The organism is Aeribacillus pallidus (genome assembly GCF_050478865.1).
Lineage (GTDB): Bacteria > Bacillota > Bacilli > Bacillales > JACDOC01 > JACDOC01.
Genome location: NZ_JBCNBW010000003.1, coordinates 17,095 through 39,953, shown reverse-complemented (window position 1 = coordinate 39,953; position 22,859 = coordinate 17,095). Strand labels below are relative to the sequence as shown.

The following is a 22,859-nucleotide window of genomic DNA, read 5'->3' as shown; positions in this document are numbered from 1 at the left end:
CCCCCTATCCTGTTTTTAAACAAATAGATGGTCACTTGAGACCATATGAAAACGTTACCAAATGTAACAGATGCAAAAGTCATGCCAATTTTTACTTCCGTAAGGACAACGCTTTTCCGAAGCTGGATTCCAATTTTCTGGACGAATATTAAAAATTGTGACAATTTTATGACTAAAATAACCGTCCAGAAAAATGGAATGAATTCCAGATTTATGGACGGTCGACTATCTCATATTTTTTCAGCTTTTCATACATGCTCGATTTACTGATTCCGAGCGCTTTCGCTGTTTGAAGTTTGTCGTATTGGTGCATTTGTAAACTTTGTTGAATAATGCGTTTCTCTGTTTCTTCTAACATTTCTTTTAACGTTTTGTTCCCAAATGGATATAGGGAATCGTCTTTTTTCAAGTAATCGGGTAATACCTCTTTTGTAATCCACTCACCACTAGATAAATAAGTGGCTGCCTCCAATGCATTTTGGAGCTCGCGAATGTTTCCTGGCCATGAATAAGTACATAACAAGTGTTCAACTTCCCTTGTCATTCCTTTAATCCGTTTTCCTGCTTTTTTACTTGCTTGTTGGATAAAATGGTTGGCAAGTACCAAAATATCTTCCGGCCGTTCTCTTAATGGGGGAATATGAAACGGAATCGCGTTAATTCGATAATACAAATCTTCTCGGAAACGTTTTTCTTCCATCATTTTTTCTAACGGACGATTCGTGGCAGCGATGATGCGAACATCTAGCTGTACAGGCTTCGTGGCACCAATTGGTTCTACCTCTTGGTCTTGAAGAACCCTTAGTAGCTTTACTTGCATATTAAGCGGCATGTCCCCAATTTCGTCTAGAAAAATGGTTCCGCCGTTGGCCAGTTGAAACTTTCCTTTTTTACCTCCTTTTTTTGCACCGGTAAATGCTCCTTCTTCATATCCAAATAACTCTGATTCTAACAAATGCTCAGGAATGGCAGCACAATTCACTTTAATAAAGGGTTGTTCACTTCGTTGACTCAATCGGTGAATACTATGGGCAAACAATTCTTTTCCCGTACCACTTTCACCACGAATAAGCACCGAAATATCACTGGAAGCAATTAATTTCACCCGTTCCTTTAATTCTTTCATTTTTGGTGATGTGGCTAAAATATGCTCTAAGGAATATTTCGCTCCACTATTAATATCTTCAATATAGCTTTCAATCTTGGTCATCATATTTTTTACATGACTACTCATTTGCATCCATTCACTCGTGTCCCGAAAAATGACCGAACCAATAGCACCTATCACTTCCCCGTTTAACTTAATCGGAATGCGGTTGGCAATCATGTAATTTCCTTTAATATATTGTAAGTCGGCTAGTTCTTCTTTCCCGGTTTGGGTAACAATATGCATTCTTGTATTTTCAATCACTTCGGTGACGTGTCTGCCAATCGCTTTTTCACGATCAATTTCAAGAAATTTACAATAACTTTCGTTAATGTAAATAATTCGCCCTTCACGATCGACTACGACCAGCCATTCAAAGGCGTTTTCTAATATCGATTCCACCATAGAAAGTGGCATTTGGTATAAGTAAGTATTCACTGCATCACCTACTTTCTTTTTCCATTATTTTATCATAATCCGAATATTCCCATTTAGTCGAAAATTACAACTATAAAAAAACTCGTAGTCGTGGTTGACTACGAGCTCACAAAACCCTTTTATGTGATAGAATATAAAGCTTTTTTCAACGTTTGAATTAATAGAGCAACATCTTCATCTTCAATGATAAGCGGTGGAGCTAATGTGAGGACATTGTTATACCCCGCTACCGTGTATCCATTTTTCCCGATGATGACTCCGTCTTCTTTACACTTGCTAATCACCTGATTCACTTTTTTATTCTCAAGAGGATCTTTTGATTGTTTGTCTTTTACAAGTTCAATCCCGATTAACAGTCCTTTTCCACGGACATCCCCGACATATGGATGGTCTTGTAACAGATTTCGTAAATCATTGATTATTCGTTCGCCGACTTCCGCTGAACGATCCGAAAGCTTTTCGTTTTCCATAATGTCTAAATTTATTAAGGCGAGTGCACAGGCTGCTGGATTTCCACCGAACGTATTGATATGGCGGAAGAATTCATATTCTTCGCTTCCTTTAAACGCTTCATAAATTTCTTTTCGAACCGCTGTTGCTGAAAGCGGTAAGTAGGCGCTTGTAATTCCTTTCGCCATCGTGATAATATCCGGCTTTACTCCATAATGCATAAAACCAAACGGTTTTCCTGTTCGTCCAAAGCCACAAATGACTTCATCGACGATTAAGAGCGCTCCGTGTTTTTCACAAATCTCTTTTACGGCTTTCATATAGCCTTCTGGAGGAACGAGAATACCTCCTCCTGTAATAATGGGCTCCATAATCATCGCGGCAATCGTTTCGCTTAACTCCCAAGTCATCACTTGATCCACTTCTTTCACGCACGCCATGTTGTGTGGATCTTTTTCATCTGCATCCGTCATCCGGTACGTATCAGGTGGAGATACGTGAATAAACCCTGGTGCTAGTGGTTCATACTTAAACTTTCGTTGGGCTTGACCGGTTGCTGCTAAGGCCGCCATGGAGTTTCCATGATAGGCACGATAACGGGAGACGATTTTATATCGATTGTGTTCCCCTTTTTGTTGATGATATTGGCGGGCGATTTTAAAAGCCGTTTCGTTCGCTTCGGAGCCACTATTCGAGAAAAAGATGACATAGTCGTCTCCGAGCCATTCGTTTAATTTTTCTCCTAACTCAATGGCTGGAACATGACTTTGCGTTAACGGAACGTAAGAGAGTTGTTTCAATTGTTCATATGCCGCTTCCGCTAATTCTTTCCGACCATATCCGACGTTTACACACCACAATCCAGACATCGCATCTAAATATTTGTTTCCGTGAATATCTGTAATCCACACACCTTCTGCATGGTCCACCACCATGGTGGCATCCGGATTGTACGGCTTCATCGAATGCCAAATGTAGGCATCGTCTTTTTTCAATAAATCATGCCGTTCACTAACTGGCATCACTGACTCCCCTTCCGCAAAAAATTTCCCCTACGAATTAAAAATCAAAGCGCGACGTAATCATCTTCTTCTTCGTATAAAAGTTCACCCCGTCTTTTCCGTTTACGTGTAAATCACCGTAGAATGAATCTTTCCATCCCGAGAACGGGAAAAACGCCATCGTCGCCGGCACACCGACATTGACACCAAGCATGCCTGCATCAGCTTCTTCACGGAACTTTCGAATCGCTTTCGCATCTTTAGTATAAATTGTCGCCCCATTGCCATAGCGTGATTTCCGAATATAGTTAAGCGCTTCATCTAAATCTTTCGCACGAAGTACACTTAACACAGGGGCAAAAATTTCTTCTTTCGCAATCGTCATCTCTGGGGTCACATGGTCAAAAATCGTTGGACCTAAGAAATTTCCTTTTTCAAATAACGCCATTTCTCTTCGTCCATCTCGAACAAGGTCAGCCCCCTCTTCAATTCCTTTTTCAATATAGCCAAGTACTTTTTGCCGATGGGCCTCTCGAATAACTGGGGTTAAAAGAACTTCTTCATCCATCCCATTTCCGATCGGTAATTGGTCGGCGTGTTTTTTCAATTCGCGTATGAATTGGTCGTTATCCCCGACTAAAACGACTGCGCTACACGCCATACAACGTTGGCCTGCGCTACCAAACGTCGAGCTCATGATATGTTGTAGCGCTTTATCCATATCAGCATCAGGCATAACGATATGATGGTTTTTCGCTCCAGACAATGCTTGTACTCGCTTTCCATTCGCTGCTGCTCGTTCATACACGTATTTAGCCACCGGTTGGGAACCAACGAAAGAGATAGCCGCAATATCTGGGTGTTCCAATAAACCATTTACTACATCATGTGCTCCGTGTACGACATTTAGAACTCCTTTCGGTGCCCCCGCTTCCGTAAACAGTTCGGCTAGACGATTGGCCATTAACGGGGTTCGCTCAGAAGGTTTTAATACAAACGTATTCCCACAAACAATCGCCAACGGGAACATCCATAGTGGAACCATCATCGGGAAGTTAAATGGAGTAATGCCACCGACGACACCGAGCGGATAACGGAACATTTCCGAATCGATATCCTCAGCAATATTACTTAACGATTCTCCCATTAATAAGGTAGGAGCACCTGCGGCAAATTCAACACATTCGATTCCTCGCTGAATTTCGCCGTACGCTTCTTTATACGCTTTACCGTTTTCTTGTACGACTAACTTCGCTAGTTCTTCGTGATGCTCAACAAGTAATGTATGAAATTTAAACATAATACGCGCCCGTTTCGGTACCGGTGTTTTTTTCCACGTTTGAAATGCTTCTTTCGCTACCTTTACCGCATGATCGACATCTTCTTTAGTGGATAGTGGTACTTGACCGAGCACTTCCCCCGTAGCTGGATTTGGAACGTCTAGGACAGTAGTTCCTTTTGATTTCACCCATTCGCCCCCAATAAAATTTTGAACGAGTTTCGTACTTTTCTTTGTCGTTTCCATTTCTCCCATCCTCCCTTTCTAGCAATCTTTTCCTACGTCCATTATCCCTTATGTTTAAAATCCATTCATTAGACATAATGTCAAATGTTCTTTACACCCTATTACACATTATGAATATCTTATTTAATCGATTGATATGGATGATTGTGCCGTCTGTTCTTGTTGTAAAAAGTCATGGGCATACAGCATTAATTCAATCGCTATCCGTTTATCCGGATGTAAAAAGTCTTTGCCTAACAATTGTTCAATTTTTGACAATCGATGATACAGTGTCTGCCTAACAACATATAGTTTTTTCGCTGTTTCTTTTTTCGAACAGTTGCATTGTAAAAATACTTTCAATGTTTCGAGCAGCTTCCCGTGATGTTTCCGGTCATAGTCAATAAGCGGTTGCAAATATTCCGCTATGATTTCTTGTAGATTCGTACTTTGTTGCAACAGTCCGATAATGCGATACATGTGCAACTCATCATAAAAGCATAGGCCACTTGTTTGGCGAATGTTTCTATGAATTCGAATGGCTTCTTTGGCTGTTTGAAAGCTCGTAGGGAAATCGGATAATTGATGTGCATATTTACCAATCCCGATTGTCAAGATATGAATGTTCCTTTTATACGTTTCTGGCATTTTCATGATTTTTTCTAATCCACGTTGAACGCGCTCTTTCCAATGTTGATGTTCTCTTTGATTGAACAACACAAAGATATGGTCTCCTGCATGCTCGGCAGCAAGGAAATGAAAGCCTAATTGTTCAAAAATAGACCGGGCAAAAAGGTGAAAATACGTTCCATCATGGTAGCCTTCTACTTCTTTCGTCCGTACAAAACAAACCACGCCACCTTTAATCCCTTTCTTGAAATATGAATGGATCAATTGTTCTCCTTTAATTGAATCGACTCCTTCTAACCAAGAACGAATCCACTCCGATTGTTTGCCCCGTTTTTTTTCTTCCACAAACATCTCTCGTAAAAAATGTTGTGCTAATGCGGTTGCTGTACGATTTAATATGAGCACATCGACTTCACTTATTTCTTTCTTTTGAGCCATGATATAAAGTGTTCCGTATGGCTTGTTCATGACATAAATTTCTTTCATCGCTATATGACTGGATTTCTGTTCAAGATCGTTTATGATGTCTTCTTGTCCATCCGGCAACACATATACTTCATTATTTGCTAGCGTCAAAACGACGTGATAACCCGTATAGTAATGCAATAATCCGAGAATTTCTTTAAAATGATGAACGGATAAAAGACGTGCATTTAATTGCTGGGAATACGCTTCTAATTTTTGTAAAATGGAATATTGTTGATTGATTATGTAAGTATGAATATCTTGGGTAATGTTTACAAAAGGGACCTCTTCACGGAAAACAATGATAGGAAAATGATGTTGATTAGCTAAGGAGAGCACACTCGAAGGAATAGTAGTTGTATAGGTCCCCATTTCAATGCACAAACCAGAGGCTTGACTAAGGATGAGGTCGTTTAAAAAGTGGAGAAATAGTTGTTCGTCTTCTTTCCAGCCCACACCTGTTGATAAAATTAACTCTTGGCCGTTCAACAACTGTTGAATTTTCGGAACTTCTACGACATGAACCCATTTAACCTTTCGCATTAATCCCGACTTTCCTGCAACAACTTCTGCGTTATCAAAATACTTTCGATTTAATATATCCTTTACAGTGAGACAGGCAACATCTTGCATAGCGTCGCCTCCTTTTACAAAATGTCTAACTCCATTATATCGTGGATTTGTCCATGCGTCTTGAAATCTACAAAACAATACAATACTAGTGAAAACGTGGGAGTTTTCGACATGAAGGGACCACTATTTCATATCCACTTACATTTTTTAAAATTTAGGCTCTGATTAACGATACTGTTGAAATTTATACATTTCGCTTGTGGCGGACGCTTTCCGCGGGCAAGGTGCAAGCCGCTTCCCTCGCTACGCTCAAATAACGGTCTTGCGGCTTCTAGTTCCCGCTAGAGTCGCCGCCGTGTGAATAACTTGCTAAAAATCAACAATGACATATAACATAGCCAAAATTTAAGATGTCGGAACCACAAAAAAGAATGGACCCCTTATGAAGAGCCCATTCTATTAGGTTTACGTTTGGTTTTTTACGGACTTTTGACGCCGAATAATGCACGAAAAGTACTTTCGGGCATCGGCATTTGTGATGTTTAACACTTCTTTCGGAAGTTCACCTTGTGGGTCTTCAAACTCAACAATCGCCCCGTTTAAATGTTCGTTCACTTTGGTAATGACATAACCTTTACTTAATAAATAATCCATTTCGGCACGTTCTTTTTCATACACAATAGAATCATTCATGGAAAATCCCTCCCTATGTCGATTTACTTGAATCGATAATAAATACGTCGGAAGAACCTGTAATGACGACTTCATCCTCTAACGGAATGTCCCAATCTCTTCCAACCGTAATTCCTAAATATTTTTCATCACTTGGATCTTCTAGTTCAGCTTGTTTATATTTTTTAAACCACCAGTACTTTCCTAGAACATAATAACAGCCACCTCCGACAACAAAACCGACTAAGAACGAATAACTCGGGAAGAAATAAGAAACGCCTCCTCCAACAATCCAAGATATAAAACCTGCTAAGTTAATACCGTTCATATAGCGGAATTGCCCGTTACGCTTATACAAATCGTGCACGTTTACCCGTCTCTTTCGAATGAAATAGTAGTCAGAGACAAGGATGCCAACAATGGCCGAAAGAATGCCTCCCACAAAGAGAAGAATCGGAATAATGACCCCAAACAAGTTCCACGGTTGGACTATCGTTCCCGCAATCCCTGCTGCAATGACTCCTGCCCAAAACGGAAACTTCGGACCACCAACGTTGGAGAAAATGGTTGCCGCCGGTACGATGTTAGCAGAAATGTTTGTTGACCATTGAGCTAACACAATCATGAGTAGCAGTACTCCTAAAATTAATCCAGAAGCTGCTTCTTGTAACGCAATCACAGGGTCATAATTTTTTACAGCAACGTACGCCACTCCACCGATTAACACCATAAAGGCTTGCGTTAATGGCAAAGCGACTAAACTTCCAATAAGTGCTCCTTTGTTTCGTTTAAACCAATTTCGTTCGTGTTTCGGTGCTTTAATGTAACGGGAAATGGAAGGAATATCGGCAGATAATGTTGACCAGAAGCCCATATTACTGAAGATGACGACTAAAAAGGCGGTGAAAGCGGCAGCGCCAGTCACTGGATTTTCGGCCCAGCTCCATACATCTCTTCCTTGAAGTGCCGCTTTGTCAGATAATGAAACATACATCCAACAAGAAATGAGGATAATAATCGGTGCGGCTAAATCAGCGAATCGTTCAACAGCTTTAATTCCAAGTGCTGTATTGAGTAATTGGACGATAGCAAATAAAATAAAACATAAAAACCAATTGTCAAATCCCCATAGCAAATTTAATATTCCGTTCATCGCTGTAGACCCGAAATACGTGTTAATCCCAAACCACATCGAAGCGGCTAATCCACGTACGATAGACGGAATGTGCGTGCCTATCGTACCAAATGGAGCACGCATATAAACAGGAAACGAAAGTCCATGTTCAATCCCAATATCTGCGGTCAGCGAAATAAAAAAGCCAATAGCAAGGGAACCAATAATGGTACCTAACAAAACGAGAGGTAGTGGCAATGATTGAACACCGGCCCCACCGATTGCAAATGTCGCTAATACAACGACCATTCCGACCCACATAAAAGCAAAACCTAGTGTCGTAATTTTCCGCTCATGCTGTGGAATCGGTAGCAAGTCTGGTGATTTTAAATAATTAATCTCTTTTTTCATACGCATCTCCCCTTTTGGAATGCCCATTTTTTCGAAACCGTTGCTTGACCGGTCGCTCGGTCAAGCAACAGTTTATATCCTTATGTCGTTTGCTTAACGTCTTCTTTTAATAGTTGACCGTATTTCGCACGTTTCAAATATTTTCCGTATCCTAACTTACCAACAAATTGCTTATCCCTGACGACAAATTCACCACGGCACAATACGGAAACCGGCTCTCCTGTCACCTTCAACCCTTCAAAGGCGTTGTAGTCTACTGCCATATGATGAGTAGCAGCAGAAATCGTACGCTCCACATTCGGGTCAAAAATAACGAGGTCCGCATCAGCTCCAACGGCAATTGTGCCTTTTTTCGGGAACAGACCAAACAACTTTGCAATACGTGTTGACATAATATCCACAAATTGATTAATGGTAATACGCCCTTTTTTCACCCCTTCAGAGAACAATACACTGACACGATCTTCAATGAACGGACCACCGTTCGGAATTTTTGTAAAGTCGCCGCGACCGAGTTCTTTTTGACCTTTAAAATCAAAGGAACATTGGTCAGATCCTAATGTTTGGAGTTGACCGTTCTTTAACGCATTCCACAGAACGTCTTGATGCCATTTTTCTCTTAACGGAGGTGACCACACATATTTAGCTCCTTCAAAATTCGGCTTTTCTAAATACGATTGATCCAGTACTAAATATTGTGGACACGTTTCGCCCCATACATCAAAACCACGATTCCGAGCTTGTGTAATTTTTTCCACTGCTTCAGCACACGACACATGAACGACATATAATTGTGATTGTGCTAATCCTGTTAATTCAGCTGCTCTCCCTGTCGCTTCTCCTTCTACTTCCGGTGGACGAGTGAGGGCATGATAAATCGGATCTGTTTTTCCTTCAGTTAATGCTTTCTTCGTTAAATAATCAATAACATCGCCGTTTTCTGCATGAACCATGACGAGCGCGCCCAGTTCTTTAGCAGCCACCAATGTCCGGAATAATGTTTCATCATCCGCTTGGAACACATTTTTGTACGCCATAAAAACTTTAAACGACGTAATTCCTTCTTCATCTATCACTTTCGGTAATTCGTTTAACACATCATCATTCATTTCAGCGATCATTAAATGGAAACTATAGTCGATAACCGCTTTATCTTTTGATTTTGCATGCCAAGTATTGATCGCTTTTTTTAACGGTTCCCCTTTGTTAGTTAAGCAAAAATCAATAACCGTCGTCGTCCCTCCAAACGCAGCCGCAATTGTCCCTGTTTCAAAATCATCTTTTGATACCGTTCCCCCAAATGGCATTTCTAAATGAGTGTGTGGATCAATTCCTCCAGGGAAGATGTAGCAGCCTTTGGCATCGATGACTTCGGCTCCTACTGGATCTAATTGGTGACCCATGGCGACAATTTTTCCATTTTCAATTAAGATTTCCGCTTCAAAAGTATCCGTAGCTGTCACAATGGTTCCGTTTTTAATTAATTTTTTCATCCAATTTCCTCCCCATTTAATCGTTTATTTCGTTAAGTCGATTTTACAATCAGCACCTGCTCCAATTAACGCTTGACGTTCATTCCATGTCATCGGTTCAAATTCGCTCGGAATTTCGACCATATCAATCGCTCCATCCACTGGGCATACAATTGAACATAAGTTACAGCCGACACAATCTTCTTCACGAACTTTTAAGATCTCTTTTCCGTTTTCTGTTACGATGTCAATACATTGATGGGAGGTATCTTCACAAGCAATATGGCATTTATTGCAATTAATACAAACGTCCGGGTTAATGCGAGCTACGACTTTATAATTTAAGTCTAAGTCGCCCCAATCCGAATATTTTGCAACGGATTTTCCGACGATGTCTGATACTGACGCAATTCCTCGTTCATCTAAATAGTTATTCAATCCATCAATCATATCTTGGACAATTCGGAATCCGTGGTGCATAACTGCGGTGCAAACTTGAACGTTTGTAGCACCCATTAACATAAATTCCACCGCATTTCGCCAATCAGAAACCCCTCCCATTCCCGAAATCGGAACGGTAATACGTGGGTTTCGTGCACACTCGCCTACCATGTTGAGGGCGATCGGTTTCACAGCAGGTCCACAATAGCCCCCGTGTGCTCCCCTCCCGCCTACGTGTGGAATCGGGTTCCACGTATCTAAATCAACGCCCATTAAACTATTAATAGTATTGATCATACTGACGGCATCGGCTCCACCTTGAACCGCTGCCTCGGCTGTAACGGTAATATCCGTAATATTCGGTGTGAGCTTTACAATCACCGGTGTTTGAGCCACTTCTTTTACCCAATATGTTTGCTTTTCAACTAATTCCGGAACTTGTCCCGAAGCAGACCCCATTCCTCGCTCTGCCATTCCGTGCGGACAGCCAAAGTTTAGTTCCAATCCATCCACACCTACGTCTTCCACTCGTTTGACGATTTCATGCCATTTTTCTCTTTTCGGCTCCACCATTAACGACGCGACTACCGCCCGGTCCGGGAATTTCTTTTTCGTCTCATAAATTTCTTGTAAGTTCACATCAAGCGGTCGATCAGTAATGAGTTCGATATTGTTAAAACCAGCGACGCGGTTCCCGTTAAACGTTAAGGCAGCAAAGCGGGAAGAAACGTTTAAAATCGGATCTCCTAACGTTTTCCATACCGCACCTCCCCACCCAGCTTCAAACGCCCGTTGGACTTGATATCCAGAGTTTGTTGGCGGAGCTGAAGCGAGCCAAAATGGATTTGGCGACTGAATTCCGGCTAAATTCGTTCGTAAATCGGCCATCTCACTGTTCCCCCTTTTGCCTAATAGTTACACGTTTTTATTTACGGACTCGGATAATTGTTGATGCAAGGCATACGCTGCTTCCTTCCCTTGTTGTGCCGCTGTTACTACCATTGCTTCCCCTTGGCCTTTACCAAAAATTACGTCCCCACAGGCGTACACGTTTTGGACCGATGTTTCATATGTTTTCGGATTGACTTGTACGACACCGTCATTATGTGCTAAGCCAAAATGCTCAATAAGTGGCATGTGTCTAATTTGACCAATTGCCTTAATAACGGCATCTACAGGCAAGATAAATTCCGATCCTTCGATCGGTACTGGTCTTCTTCTACCATCTACACCTTTTTCGCCAAGCTTCATTTTGATACATTCGATCGCCACCACTCGACCGTTCTCATCGCCAATGATTCGTTTTGGTTGGGTCAGCCAACGAAACTCGACACCATCTTGTTTCGCAAATTCATATTCAAAGTCATAAGCTGTCATTTCTTCCTTTGTTCGGCGATATAAAATTTTGACGTTTTCAGCCCCTAATCGAACGGAACATGTAGCAGCGTCAATGGCGGTGTTCCCTGCACCAATCACCACAACCCGCTTTCCGATGAACTCATCAGTCAATTCTTTCGTTTTTGTTTCCTTCACTAATTCGATAGCATCGTAAACCCCTTTTAATTGTTCCCCTTCAATGTGTAACGAAGGAACTTTTCCCATCCCAACGGCTAAAACAACGGCATCGAATTGGTTAAGCAACTCGTCTTTTGTGATGTCTACGCCAACTTTCGTGTTTGTTTGAATGTTTACATCTAAGCTTTTTACTTGTTGCACTTCCCAATAGGAGATGGCCTTTGGTAAGCGGAACGATACAATCCCATACGTATTTAAGCCCCCAGCCTCTGCTTCAGCTTCAATAATGGTGACTTCATATCCAAAAAGAGCAAGTTCTCTGGCAGCAGATAAGCCAGCTGGCCCCCCTCCAACAACGGCTACTTTTTTACCGTTTTTCTTACCAGCTTGGAAAAGAACTTGCTCATTTTTTATCGCCCAATCGGTCGCATATCGCTGTAAGTCACCGATCATAATTGGTTTCGTGGAATGATTTAACACACATGCACCTTCACAAAGTTCTTCTGTCGGACAGACGCGAGCACAACTCGCCCCGACTGGATTGGCGGACATAATCGTTTTAGCGGCTCCTTTTAAGTTTCCAGTAGCTATTCTTTTAATAAATGCAGGAATATCGATTCCTGTTGGACATGCTTTAATGCACGGGGCATCATAACAATATAAACATCGGTACGCTTCTTCTAACGCTTCCCTGTCGTTTAATCCCGGATTTACTTCCTCAAAATTTTTCTTTAAATCTTCTTTTACAACCCCATTTGCCATTCCGTTTACCCCCTTCGCCCTTTTCAGTAGTTAAAACGACCGATGAATATACCATCCATCGATCGTTTCAATTTTTATGGAACAAGTGACGTCATTTCTCCGTACGTTTCTGGACGTCTGTCTCGATAAAATTGTCATGTATCGCGCACTTCTCGAATTAATTTTTTATCCATTTCACCAATCACAACCTCATCCTTATCTCGACTACCCATGGCGACAAAATTCCCACGAGGATCGACTAAATAAGATTGGCCGTAAAATTCACCCATGTTCCAAGGGCTTTCATATCCAACACGATTAATGGCACCAACGTAATACCCATTCGCTACTGCATGAGCCGGCTGTTCCAATTTCCATAAGTATTCGGACAAACCAGCCACCGTGGCGGAAGGATTCAGCACGATTTCAGCTCCTTTTAATCCTAATAGTCGCGCTCCTTCCGGGAAGTGGCGATCGTAGCAAATATACACCCCTACTTTCGCATACTCGGTATCAAATACCGGATAACCTAGATTACCAGGTTTAAAGTAATATTTTTCCCAAAAGCCACAGCCTTCGTTACCGACCCCGACATGCGGAATATGCTGCTTTCGATACTTCCCTAAATATGTTCCATCCGCATCAATAACAGCAGCTGTGTTATAGTAAGTAGCAATACCTTCTCGTTCATACATTGGAACGACAAGAACGACACCTAAATCTCGGGCTAGCTCCTGGAATAACTTCGTTGTCGGTCCATCTGGGATTTCTTCGGCAGAGTCATACCACTTCGGATTTTGTTCAGCACAGAAGTATGGACCGTAAAAAATTTCTTGAAGACAAATAATTTGGGCACCCTTTTTCTTTGCATCTTCCACGAGTTTCACATGTTTTTCAATTGCCGCCTTTTTGTGAACGTCGACTGCTTCGTTCCCATCCACATCATGGGAAGCTTGGATTAACCCAATCTTCACTTTGTCCGCCATATTTAGACCTCCCTTTAAATTTTGAATAATTACTTATAAACTAGGAAACTTGTTAATTGTAACCGTTTTCAATATATTTCTGTAGAAATCAGCGATACTCCCCTTCTTTTTTTTCTGAATCTTAAGTATATTTTACGTCCTTTTTTTGTGGGAATCATTTAACATTGTGTCAAATGTTTAAGCCTCTTGGTTCACCATTTTGTTAATATCCTAGAGTATCACATCGATTATCAATACCATTTTGCAAAATAAAATAGCGTCACGACATTGTCGCAACGCTTTTGTTTTTAAAATATATAGCCCTTCTTGGTAAAAGTGGGAATTTTGGAAAAAATAACTAGATACGGTTAACTAGGAAAGGTAGGTAAGGTATCGTTCTCTGATTTTGTTGATCTGTCAACAGCCCTCCTTCTTTCGGCTGCAGAGGTTTTCCGGTAAATTCAATAACAATGACAATGCTTATTTTTATACAAATATCTCTTCACCTAAAATTTCTGGAAGTTGCAGAATATTAAAAACATCCATTATATCTTGTCTAACGTTAGATACGGTTACCTTTACACCCTTTTCTTGCAGGTTTTGAACCATATTCATTAGTAAGCCCATTCCAGTTGAATCCACAAACTGAATCCCTTCAAAGTTAATATGGATAGTTTTATATTTTTCCATCTTCGGAATAATTTCTTCTTCTACTACCTCTGTTCCATCTATATCCAAATCTCCAATTAATTTAACATCTAAATGATCATTATTATCGTACAAAGAATATTCAATCATTTCTCCCTCTCCTTCTTTTATTTGAAAACCATTCGATCATTCTTATCTACATACGCCATCACATCATATTTAGTATCTGTTAATGTATGTTTCGCGTTTCCGATTTTAAGGATGGTACCTTCCATCGCTTTCTTAATTTTAATTTTTTGATCATGTGGAACAGCAATGACTGTAGATATTCCTCTTTCCGATCCTGTTTCATTAATTTCAACGCCTAATCTCCCGTATACTTCTCCACCGCGTATGATGCCATGAATTTTTAACACTCCACCTGCATGAATCTTCGTATTAATACATCCCTGACCTATAACAAATACATTGCCACTACTATAGATACGGCTATTTAGAGCACTTGGAATAAAGATATAAGAATTTGGTTCAACAGGAGATTTACTAACTTCATGAAGTTCTTTCATTTTTTGGGATAATTGAATAATCCAATCTAAAGAGATCACTTCATTCGTTAAAGATAAAAAAAGTTTCGTTAAGGAAACGGCTATTTCCCTCCACACATCATCATCTAAAAAATCTTCTCCCTTTCCTACAATCTCAACGTATTTTTTGACTAACGGCGGAAAACTTTTAAACTTTTTCTCTAACAATATTTGAATTAATGGTTGTAACCCGCCCCTAGAAAAGTCACTAGATTTAAAAGCAGGAGATTGAGTTAGTTGTTGAATGACCGCTATCATTTTTTCTACATTTTGATGGATGATTCCCAGTAAATGTCCTAATTCTGCTATCAACAGATTGTTTTTGCCTGCTGAAAGCTCAGAACTGATGATATTACCATAAGTAATAATAGCTCCAGAAGCAATAAGAGAAGCCATATTTACGGTTTTCTGAACAATAATATCTCCTTCCGCTTCAACAATCATGTTTTTCTCAACGTCACCAAATATCTCAACGTCCCCCTTAAAGCGGATATTGCCAGATGATAAATCTACATTCCCATTATGAGTAAGTTTTGGCATAATGGATGCTTTGACCAAACGTCCCTTTTGCTCAATTTTAGGGCGGCCAGATTCCGTTGCAACAATCTTGTTATCAACTGTCATGATCCCTTTTCCCTTCTGAAGTACTATTGGATAAGTTTGTTTAGCTGGAAGAGGTTCATTTGTTACAGTTACCCCTGGTTGACCAGGAATAGGGGGATGAATGAGTCCAATCACTTGACCTCTTTCGACAGCTGGAATGGTTTTGATTTCTCGATAATCGACTTTCATATCTTCATTTACTGTGACACCATTGTGAGCCTGTATATCGATTTTCAGTTCAATCCAACCATCTTTACCTTCTTTTGCCTTTATACCAGTTCCAATTTCATAAGTACTCGGTTCTTTTGCTTCAAGAGCTTTCACAATTTCACCTTGATGAATTAAGTCGTGTTTTACTCGTAGCGATTCTAACTTTTGAATTACATCAGAATAGCTTAGTGTATTATAAATCTCTTTATTTTCCTGTACAACCAGTTCAATATGTTGGTCGGGTTCTATATCAGGTAATTTTCGGGTGATTTTATAACCAGGTTCAACGTATAAAAGAACTTTTAATTTTGATTCATCTATCCAAATTTTCCATTTTGTTTCCTTTTCTTCATTTTCAACTTTTATTTCAAGTACATCTTCGTCTGTAATAATCGTCATTTTTTCTGTCACAAGTTGATTATTTCGATATAATTTTACTCCTTCGCCAATGGTTACCGTTGGAAAATGTGTTGGAGATGCTTTACAATATAAAATACCATTTTTTACCCATGCTTTACCAACAAGAACGTCCGATACCAGTGTATCCATGTGATTGTCCTGCTCTAATAAATTCGATTCAGATTGTTCGGCAATTTTATCAACATTCATTTCAGAGACCATTTGTTCCATTAATCCGATAGGGTTTTCAAAATCTTTTTTATTAGGTTGTTGTAGTGAATCAACCGATTCTAACTTCGTAAGCTTTACAATCGCTGGTTTCGAACCGATACCTAGAAAACCTTTTGTCGGAGATTGAATGATTTCAATGTTCACATTTTCTATTTTTGTTTCTAATAACTCTAAACCCAATTCAATAGCTTCCTCAATATCTTTTCCTTTCGAAACAACATTTTGCATGATACCCCTCCCCCTTTAATTCATTAAAAGGGAATCTTTGCTGTTAATATCCGATTTTTGTTTACTCACTTTTAAAAGGACCATTGTGATATCATCTTTTTGAGGGACACCTTGTGTAAATTGACGGACCGAGTCCATCACACTTTTTTCAATTTCATTTACACTATTCCCATGATTTTCTAATAACGTTTGTATAAGCCGTTCTAATTTATATTGTTCCCCATTTTTATTTTGTGCTTCCACAATCCCATCTGTATAAAAGAATACGATATCTTGTTCATTTAATTGTATAGAAATCTCATTATACACTTGATTAGGAATTCCTCCTAACATTACTCCACTTACCTTTGGAAGTTCTTCTATAGATTTATCTTTTCCGTTCATATAAAGAGGAAGAAGATGTCCTGCATTCGCATACGTAAAAATACCAGTTTTAGGATCGTAATCTGCACAAAACAATGTCACAAACGATTTTAATGTTCTTAAATCTTCGTATAATGCTTGGTTCATAGATGTAAGGGTTTCTGCTGGACAATTGGTATTTTCAGCTGCACTTCTGAAAGCACCTCGAGTTAAGATCATAAGCATGGCTGCAGGAATTCCTTTTCCCATTACATCCCCTACTACCATTCGTATCTTCCCATTCACTAAAGGATAAAAATCGTAATAATCACCTCCAATTAATCTGGCAGGAAGAGAGGAACCGGCTAGTTCCCCACCTTTAAATGTAGGAATTTTTCCATTTAACAGCTGAGTTTGTATCTTTCTAGCTAAGTTAATCTCCCGCTCTAAAGTTTTATCCGCGATCTTTTGATTGTCTGAGGTTGTTTCTCCTTTAATAAAAGTGAGATAATCTTTATACATCAACCAAACTCTCCTTTTAAAGCATCTAAAACCTTATACAAACCGACTGTTTCAAAGACATGATGAGTTAATTCGTTCATTCCTTGAAGTTTAAGTTGAAAATTTTTTTCTTTAGATAAATAAATTGCATTTATAATCGCACCAATGCCTGTTGAATCGATCAATTCTAGATCCGAAAAATCTAAGATAACAGTTTCGATACGATCAATCCCTTCTAAATAAGGTTCAATGACATGTGCAGTTGAAATATCTAAAACTCCTTTAATTTGAAGGATTAAGGTGTTTTCTTGAACTTCTTTTTCAACTGTTAAAGACATATGCTCTCCCTCTCATGAAAGTTTAAATTTGGCCATATAATCAAGTAGTGTATTGGATATATCAGATAATTCTTTTGATTGTCCATGTAATGATTGAAGTAAATCTGATAAAGTGATGGTCATGTCTGTGGTTGCTGCTGTACGATCATTCACAATTTGTTTCAACAATTCTATTTTTTCGATGATATTTCCTATATTTTCATTTTGCTTATATGGTTTTAAAATATTTCCCATGTCATCCAAAAGCTCTGTGATTTCGTACAATTGTTCCCTTGATTTCATCGTAGCTTCCGTTGATAACTCATACATTTTTTCCACTGTTTCGGAAGCTTCCGCTTCTAGTAATACGGATAGTCGTTGAGTTTTAGTTGCTTGGTCTTGTGTATCCTTTACAAGTTTATTTAATTGATCTACCATTCGGTTGGTACTTTTAGATAATTTTTCTAACTCACTCCCGTCATTTACCTCACTCTTGGCAGTTAAATCACCTTCTTCTAGTAATTTAATCTGCCTTTTAATCTTTTGTATATTTTCATAGATACGATTAAAAAAACGAGCAGTTAATAGGAAAAGTATGAACAATGAAAGAAAGCCTGAAACAATTAATATAATTGAATGACGATAAAGCGGGGCACTCATTTTTCCATAGTCGAGTGACAAATAAATAACCCGATTTTGATCGAGCGGAAGAAACATTTTATATACTTTTTTACCATTTATCTCTTCAACATAAGATTCTTTTTTAATAGTAGATTTCGTTAAAATCTCCCTATCTTTGCTAGTTTCTAAATCAAAACTTCCAGCTTCGATTTTTTTTAATGGAGGGTATAACTGTTTTTCGAGTGATGGATTAGCGAAGACTTTAGGATTTAATACAGCAATTTCTTCTACAACTCCGTTTTGTTGTAAAATCTGTTGAATGGTTGTGTTCGGTCCAACTTTTTTAATGTATTGATAAACTTCGTTAGCCTCTATATATGAACTAATAATATATGAGGACTCTGGTACATGATAGTAAGCAAATTTAAAGAAACTTGGTTTATCAGAATGTGATGCTGCTTGTGCTATTGGTAAAACAACAATATTCTTATCTGTAAAAGTAGCAGATGGTAGATCAGGTTTATATTTATTAAAAAGAACTTTTCCTATTTCATAAAAACCTGCTTTTTTAAAACTAAATCCGATTTCTTGATTTTTTGTAGAAACGACACCTACAATATCATCCTTAGATTCTGTTTCTTTAAAAATTGTTATTCCTGCAAGCCCTAACTCATCACGAATAGTAAGTAGCTGTTGTTGAGTTATTTCTTCTGCTTCCTTACCTTTAAGTTTTTCAGCGATATATTTTGAATAAGAAACTAATTTTAGATCAATTTGATATTCAATGGATTGAGTAGCTAGATTAGTTTCCTGAATATTTCTCATGATACCTCTTGCAATCAGTTCTGCTTCTTGATTAATTTGTTTATTAATTTGGTCATTCATAAAATAAATTTGAACTACACCAGATATGAGTGCGATAATCAATAATATTGATAATATTCTTATTAAAAATTGACGACGCAACGTTATCTTCTGACCTATCATTATATATTTAACCCCTCTTAAAAGATTATTTCATTTAGAAACCATTTGACTGATATTTTTCGAATTTCACTTAGTCTGTTGTTACAGCAATGTCCTTCCTCTTTATATTCAATTAATTGTTTTTCTACAGGTAATTTTTGATATAAAGCATACATTTCTTTATTAGGTACCATCATGTCTTTATTTCCATGAAACATCAATATTGGACAGCGATAATTAATAGCATTAAAGTTTGGAATTGTTTTGACGTTTCCATCCAAAATACACGAACAGTTCATTCTTTCTCTAAAGTAAGTCGGCATATTCATTTTCTCCAACTCAACTGCTGGACTAACCGTAACTGCTTTCCTAACTTTAGGATGACTGCTACCAAATAGAACCCATGTACCACCTAAACTTGTACCAAATAGGTAAATTGGTAGATTTGGAAGAAATTCATGAACATAGTCAATTAAGTGAATGACAAATCTTTCCCACCTAATTCCAGTACCAATTACCCCGTTTAACGTAAACGTCTCCCCTTGACCAGGTCCGTCAAAACTTACCGTTGCAAATCCCGCTTCAATGAAATCCTTTTCATACTTGAATAACTCTTCTTTTGATGAATCGATCGGGTTAATAATCACAATACACCCTTTTGCGTCAGAAGGAATCCGTATTCTTCCTGAAGCAGAAAAATCATCAATCGAAATGGTTTTATATATTGTTTTTACTTCTGATAAAGAGTCAGCTTTTAAGAAAAATTGTAAACACTTGTTATACCAATATTGTTTTTTCTCTGAATACGTTGGATCGATCCAATAATTGAGGTTATAATATAGGGCTGTTTGTCGGTACATATATTCCGCTTCCTTATATTGTCCCTGCATTTCAAATTTTTTTGCTCTATTATGTTTCTCTTCAGCTAACCTTTCCCAAGATTGAAACCAGCCCTCAAGGGATTTGATATCATCGCGAACTTTCTCTAAATCCTCTTTATCAAGCCCATGAGCCAGCCATCTTTCCCAAAAAACATCGATAAGGTTGGCTGTTTTTAGTGTTCTACTAATCGTTTTGGAAATTGAATCTTGTATTAGTGTTTTCATTATTTCATCCCCATTCTTGTTTTATCTCAGGATGTTTAAAAATCTACCTCTTTATGTAATTTACGGTAGGCTTGATTCTCAGCCATTGCTCAATTTGTCCTTATGTTCCTTACGAATATCAAAAAGCAAAATAATGATGGAACCTTTTGAAGAAGTAAACAATAACACGCGTTTTGCCATTTTCATCATAAGGGTAAAGCCTTGGCCTAAAGATTTTTTGGTTGAATATCCAGCCAAAAGAGTCTTTTTAGGTAAATCTTTCAAGTCAAATCCAGGTCCTTTGTCCTCGATGATAAATCGTATTTCATGGTTCTTTTCATCTTTAATGATTGTCATTTTTCCTTCTTCTGCATGCTTGATGGTATTCGTAATGGCTTCAGATAATACTAATAACCAACTCATGATTGTTGAATGGCTAAACCCTTCTGCTTCCAGCCTCTCTTTGGCTAGATTACGGCATATTGGTATATCGGAACGCTCTTTTATCGTTCCTTCACATAACACAATCCCTTCCTTATGTTTGTTCACCTCTTCTTTTGTAATAAGCAAAAACTTCTCTTGTGTTGCAGCGAATATCACATCCCGATATACTTCCCATTTCTCATCATTAAATGAACCAGTCAATCGTTGTTTTTCAGCTAGATGAGGTATAGAAAATAGGTCATTTTTGTATATATCATAGGCCTTTAACATGGCATTCTGTATATCAGGTCGAACATCTAAACGTTTAATTTGGTAAGGTACATCTAGTTTTTGTTCACTCCACTTTAACATTCGTTCACTCAAATATAGAATCAATTCATTTCTTTTTTCTTTCTCTGGATTGGTAAACGACCGTTTTGAGAACGAAAGATAAAATAATGAATCTCCTTCCTCTTTATGTAAACCGAGATATTGACTTAGTTTCTTCCCAAGAAAACCTCTTTTTGTCATAAAGTTAAAATCTGAATAAGATAAGTTGGAAGGAAGAGATGGGGCTAAAAGTTTAGTTTCTTCTTTGAAAATCTTATTGAATAGCCTCCTCAACGAAAGAACCCCCTATAAGATTCCTAGAGGTGGCATGATGGTAATTTCATCAACAAATGCCCCTGGTGGTTGAGTAATTAAATAAAGTAAGTGTTTGGCTACCGTATCTGTTGGGATCATATTGGACAGGTCCGGTTTAGGCTCAATATGGTCCCAAAAACTGCTATTTACTGCACCGGGTAGAATAGCTGTTACCTGAACTCCTTTTTTACGAAGTTCTGCCTGTAACACTTTCGTTAAACCCAATACTCCAAATTTTGACGCCGAATAACCTCCACATCCCGGTAACGCAATGGTTCCAGCGATGGAGATAACATTAATGATTTGCCCTTTCTCTTGCTCAGCCATATGTTTTCCGAAATATTTACAAGTTAAATAAGTTCCTTTCAAATTCACGGAAAGCATTTGGTCAAAGTCATCTGTAGAAGAATCAATAATTGACTCAAACGTTCCAACACCTGCACTATTAATTAATACATCCACCGTGCCAAACTGTTGAACCGCTCGTTCATAAAAGTTTTTTACGGATTGTTCATTCGTTACATCTAAAGGTAAGGATAATACATTTTCCGACATTTGGTATTTGTTGCTACGGCTTCCTAATACTAGGTTTGCTCCTAGGCTTTGAAGTAATAATGCTGTAGCTCTTCCAATTCCTTTACTTGAACCTGTAATAGCTATCGTTTTTCCTACTAATGGCAAATGCTTTTCCATACTTCTACTCCTTTTCCGGCCCATAATATTCAAAGTAATTCTTTTCTGTCTCATATAATCCGATTTTGTAGAGGTTCGGGAGTTTTTTGGATAACAGATCCCAAATGACAATCGCCACATTTTCAGATGTTGGGTTTAAATATTTAAATTCCTCTGTATCCAAATTTAAATGTTTATGATCAAATTTTTGTATCACTTCTTGGTCAACAATTTGATCGATATCAGCAATATTTGCGACCATTCCTGTAATAGGGTCAGGATTTCCGCTCACTGTTACTTCTAAGTAATAGTTATGACCATGGCCATAAGGATTGTTGCACTTTCCAAATAAAGCAAGATTTTCTTCATCCGTTAGTTGTTCACTATGTAAACGGTGTGCCGTACTAAAGTGGTATTTTCTAGTTAATCGAACCATCGAATTTTCCCCTTTCTCCGAATACAAGAAATCATTTTCGTGCAAACGGATTTTATGTAGTTGACAGTTATCGAATCGCCCATCCAACGATTCCCAAATATACGTTACGATATTTTCAGTTGTAGGGATCTTTTCTTTAAAATAAGGATTTTCTATATTTAAAAACTTCCCGTCTAATTCCTTTTGGACAAAAGACTTAACCAGCTTATCGATATCGGTAACATTTACAACGATTCCGGATTTATGGTCTACTTGTCCTTTAACCATGACTTCTAACGTATAATCATGCCCATGCCCATTTGGGTGACTACATGGGCCAAATACTTTTTTGTTTTTTTCCTCACTCCACGAATCGATACGATAAAAATGTGCAGCTGAAAAACGCATTTTACGAGAGAGGTACAACATA

19 protein-coding genes are annotated in these 22,859 nt (G+C 38.5%); all 19 read right to left on the bottom strand.

Annotated elements, in window-relative coordinates:
- Nucleotides 1-211: 211 nt before the first annotated feature.
- The 19 genes from ABES52_RS00550 to ABES52_RS00460 all read right to left on the bottom strand — a co-directional run bounded on the left by ABES52_RS00550 (nucleotide 212) and on the right by ABES52_RS00460 (nucleotide 22,858).
- Nucleotides 212-1,585 (bottom strand): sigma-54 interaction domain-containing protein, encoded by a 1,374-nt coding sequence (locus ABES52_RS00550; protein ID WP_429647891.1) that lies wholly within the window; start codon nucleotides 1,583-1,585, stop codon nucleotides 212-214.
- Nucleotides 1,586-1,704: 119 nt separating this feature from the next.
- The gene (locus ABES52_RS00545; protein ID WP_429647889.1) at nucleotides 1,705-3,057 is read right to left on the bottom strand and encodes an aspartate aminotransferase family protein; all 1,353 of its coding nucleotides are present in this window, start codon (nucleotides 3,055-3,057) and stop codon (nucleotides 1,705-1,707) included.
- 37 nt (nucleotides 3,058-3,094) lie between these two features.
- On the bottom strand, nucleotides 3,095-4,561 hold the full coding sequence (locus ABES52_RS00540; RefSeq protein ID WP_429647887.1) for a CoA-acylating methylmalonate-semialdehyde dehydrogenase: 1,467 nt from the start codon (nucleotides 4,559-4,561) through the stop codon (nucleotides 3,095-3,097).
- Nucleotides 4,562-4,684: 123 nt separating this feature from the next.
- Nucleotides 4,685-6,268, bottom strand: a complete 1,584-nt coding sequence (locus ABES52_RS00535) for a PucR family transcriptional regulator (protein ID WP_429647885.1) — start codon at nucleotides 6,266-6,268, stop codon at nucleotides 4,685-4,687.
- A 405-nt stretch (nucleotides 6,269-6,673) separates the two neighbouring features.
- Complete coding sequence (locus tag ABES52_RS00530) at nucleotides 6,674-6,901, bottom strand: hypothetical protein (RefSeq protein WP_429647884.1); 228 nt, start codon at nucleotides 6,899-6,901, stop codon at nucleotides 6,674-6,676.
- A gap of 13 nt (nucleotides 6,902-6,914) precedes the next feature.
- Nucleotides 6,915-8,405, bottom strand: coding sequence for an NCS1 family transporter (locus ABES52_RS00525; RefSeq protein ID WP_429647882.1), 1,491 nt, complete (start codon nucleotides 8,403-8,405; stop codon nucleotides 6,915-6,917).
- An 80-nt stretch (nucleotides 8,406-8,485) separates the two neighbouring features.
- Nucleotides 8,486-9,898 (bottom strand): dihydropyrimidinase, encoded by a 1,413-nt coding sequence (gene hydA / locus ABES52_RS00520; protein WP_429647880.1) that lies wholly within the window; start codon nucleotides 9,896-9,898, stop codon nucleotides 8,486-8,488.
- A gap of 24 nt (nucleotides 9,899-9,922) precedes the next feature.
- Nucleotides 9,923-11,206, bottom strand: a complete 1,284-nt coding sequence (gene preA, locus ABES52_RS00515) for an NAD-dependent dihydropyrimidine dehydrogenase subunit PreA (protein ID WP_429647878.1) — start codon at nucleotides 11,204-11,206, stop codon at nucleotides 9,923-9,925.
- Nucleotides 11,207-11,233: 27 nt separating this feature from the next.
- Complete coding sequence (locus tag ABES52_RS00510) at nucleotides 11,234-12,595, bottom strand: NAD(P)-dependent oxidoreductase (protein ID WP_429647876.1); 1,362 nt, start codon at nucleotides 12,593-12,595, stop codon at nucleotides 11,234-11,236.
- 134 nt (nucleotides 12,596-12,729) lie between these two features.
- On the bottom strand, nucleotides 12,730-13,560 hold the full coding sequence (locus ABES52_RS00505) for a nitrilase-related carbon-nitrogen hydrolase (RefSeq protein ID WP_429647874.1): 831 nt from the start codon (nucleotides 13,558-13,560) through the stop codon (nucleotides 12,730-12,732).
- A gap of 465 nt (nucleotides 13,561-14,025) precedes the next feature.
- Nucleotides 14,026-14,337 carry an STAS domain-containing protein gene (locus tag ABES52_RS00500; protein ID WP_429647872.1) on the bottom strand — a complete coding sequence of 104 codons (312 nt, stop codon included), beginning with the start codon at nucleotides 14,335-14,337 and terminating at the stop codon, nucleotides 14,026-14,028.
- A gap of 17 nt (nucleotides 14,338-14,354) precedes the next feature.
- On the bottom strand, nucleotides 14,355-16,442 hold the full coding sequence (locus ABES52_RS00495; protein WP_429647870.1) for a flagellar assembly protein A: 2,088 nt from the start codon (nucleotides 16,440-16,442) through the stop codon (nucleotides 14,355-14,357).
- Nucleotides 16,443-16,457: 15 nt separating this feature from the next.
- Nucleotides 16,458-17,306 carry a PP2C family protein-serine/threonine phosphatase gene (locus tag ABES52_RS00490; protein WP_429647868.1) on the bottom strand — a complete coding sequence of 283 codons (849 nt, stop codon included), beginning with the start codon at nucleotides 17,304-17,306 and terminating at the stop codon, nucleotides 16,458-16,460.
- Nucleotides 17,306-17,623, bottom strand: coding sequence for an STAS domain-containing protein (locus tag ABES52_RS00485; protein ID WP_429647866.1), 318 nt, complete (start codon nucleotides 17,621-17,623; stop codon nucleotides 17,306-17,308). The genes ABES52_RS00490 and ABES52_RS00485 overlap by 1 nt, the downstream gene beginning before the upstream one ends.
- A gap of 12 nt (nucleotides 17,624-17,635) precedes the next feature.
- Nucleotides 17,636-19,189 (bottom strand): methyl-accepting chemotaxis protein, encoded by a 1,554-nt coding sequence (locus tag ABES52_RS00480; protein WP_429647864.1) that lies wholly within the window; start codon nucleotides 19,187-19,189, stop codon nucleotides 17,636-17,638.
- A 38-nt stretch (nucleotides 19,190-19,227) separates the two neighbouring features.
- Nucleotides 19,228-20,295 carry an alpha/beta hydrolase gene (locus ABES52_RS00475; RefSeq protein WP_429647862.1) on the bottom strand — a complete coding sequence of 356 codons (1,068 nt, stop codon included), beginning with the start codon at nucleotides 20,293-20,295 and terminating at the stop codon, nucleotides 19,228-19,230.
- 78 nt (nucleotides 20,296-20,373) lie between these two features.
- Complete coding sequence (locus ABES52_RS00470) at nucleotides 20,374-21,321, bottom strand: ATP-binding protein (protein WP_429647860.1); 948 nt, start codon at nucleotides 21,319-21,321, stop codon at nucleotides 20,374-20,376.
- Between the two features lie 12 nt (nucleotides 21,322-21,333).
- Nucleotides 21,334-22,035: an SDR family oxidoreductase gene (locus ABES52_RS00465; RefSeq protein ID WP_429647858.1), complete on the bottom strand. Its 702-nt coding sequence runs from the start codon at nucleotides 22,033-22,035 to the stop codon at nucleotides 21,334-21,336.
- Between the two features lie 4 nt (nucleotides 22,036-22,039).
- A complete protein-coding gene (locus ABES52_RS00460) occupies nucleotides 22,040-22,858 on the bottom strand; it encodes a 6-carboxytetrahydropterin synthase (RefSeq protein ID WP_429647856.1) in 819 nt (272 codons plus the stop codon).
- Nucleotide 22,859 lies beyond the last annotated feature (1 nt).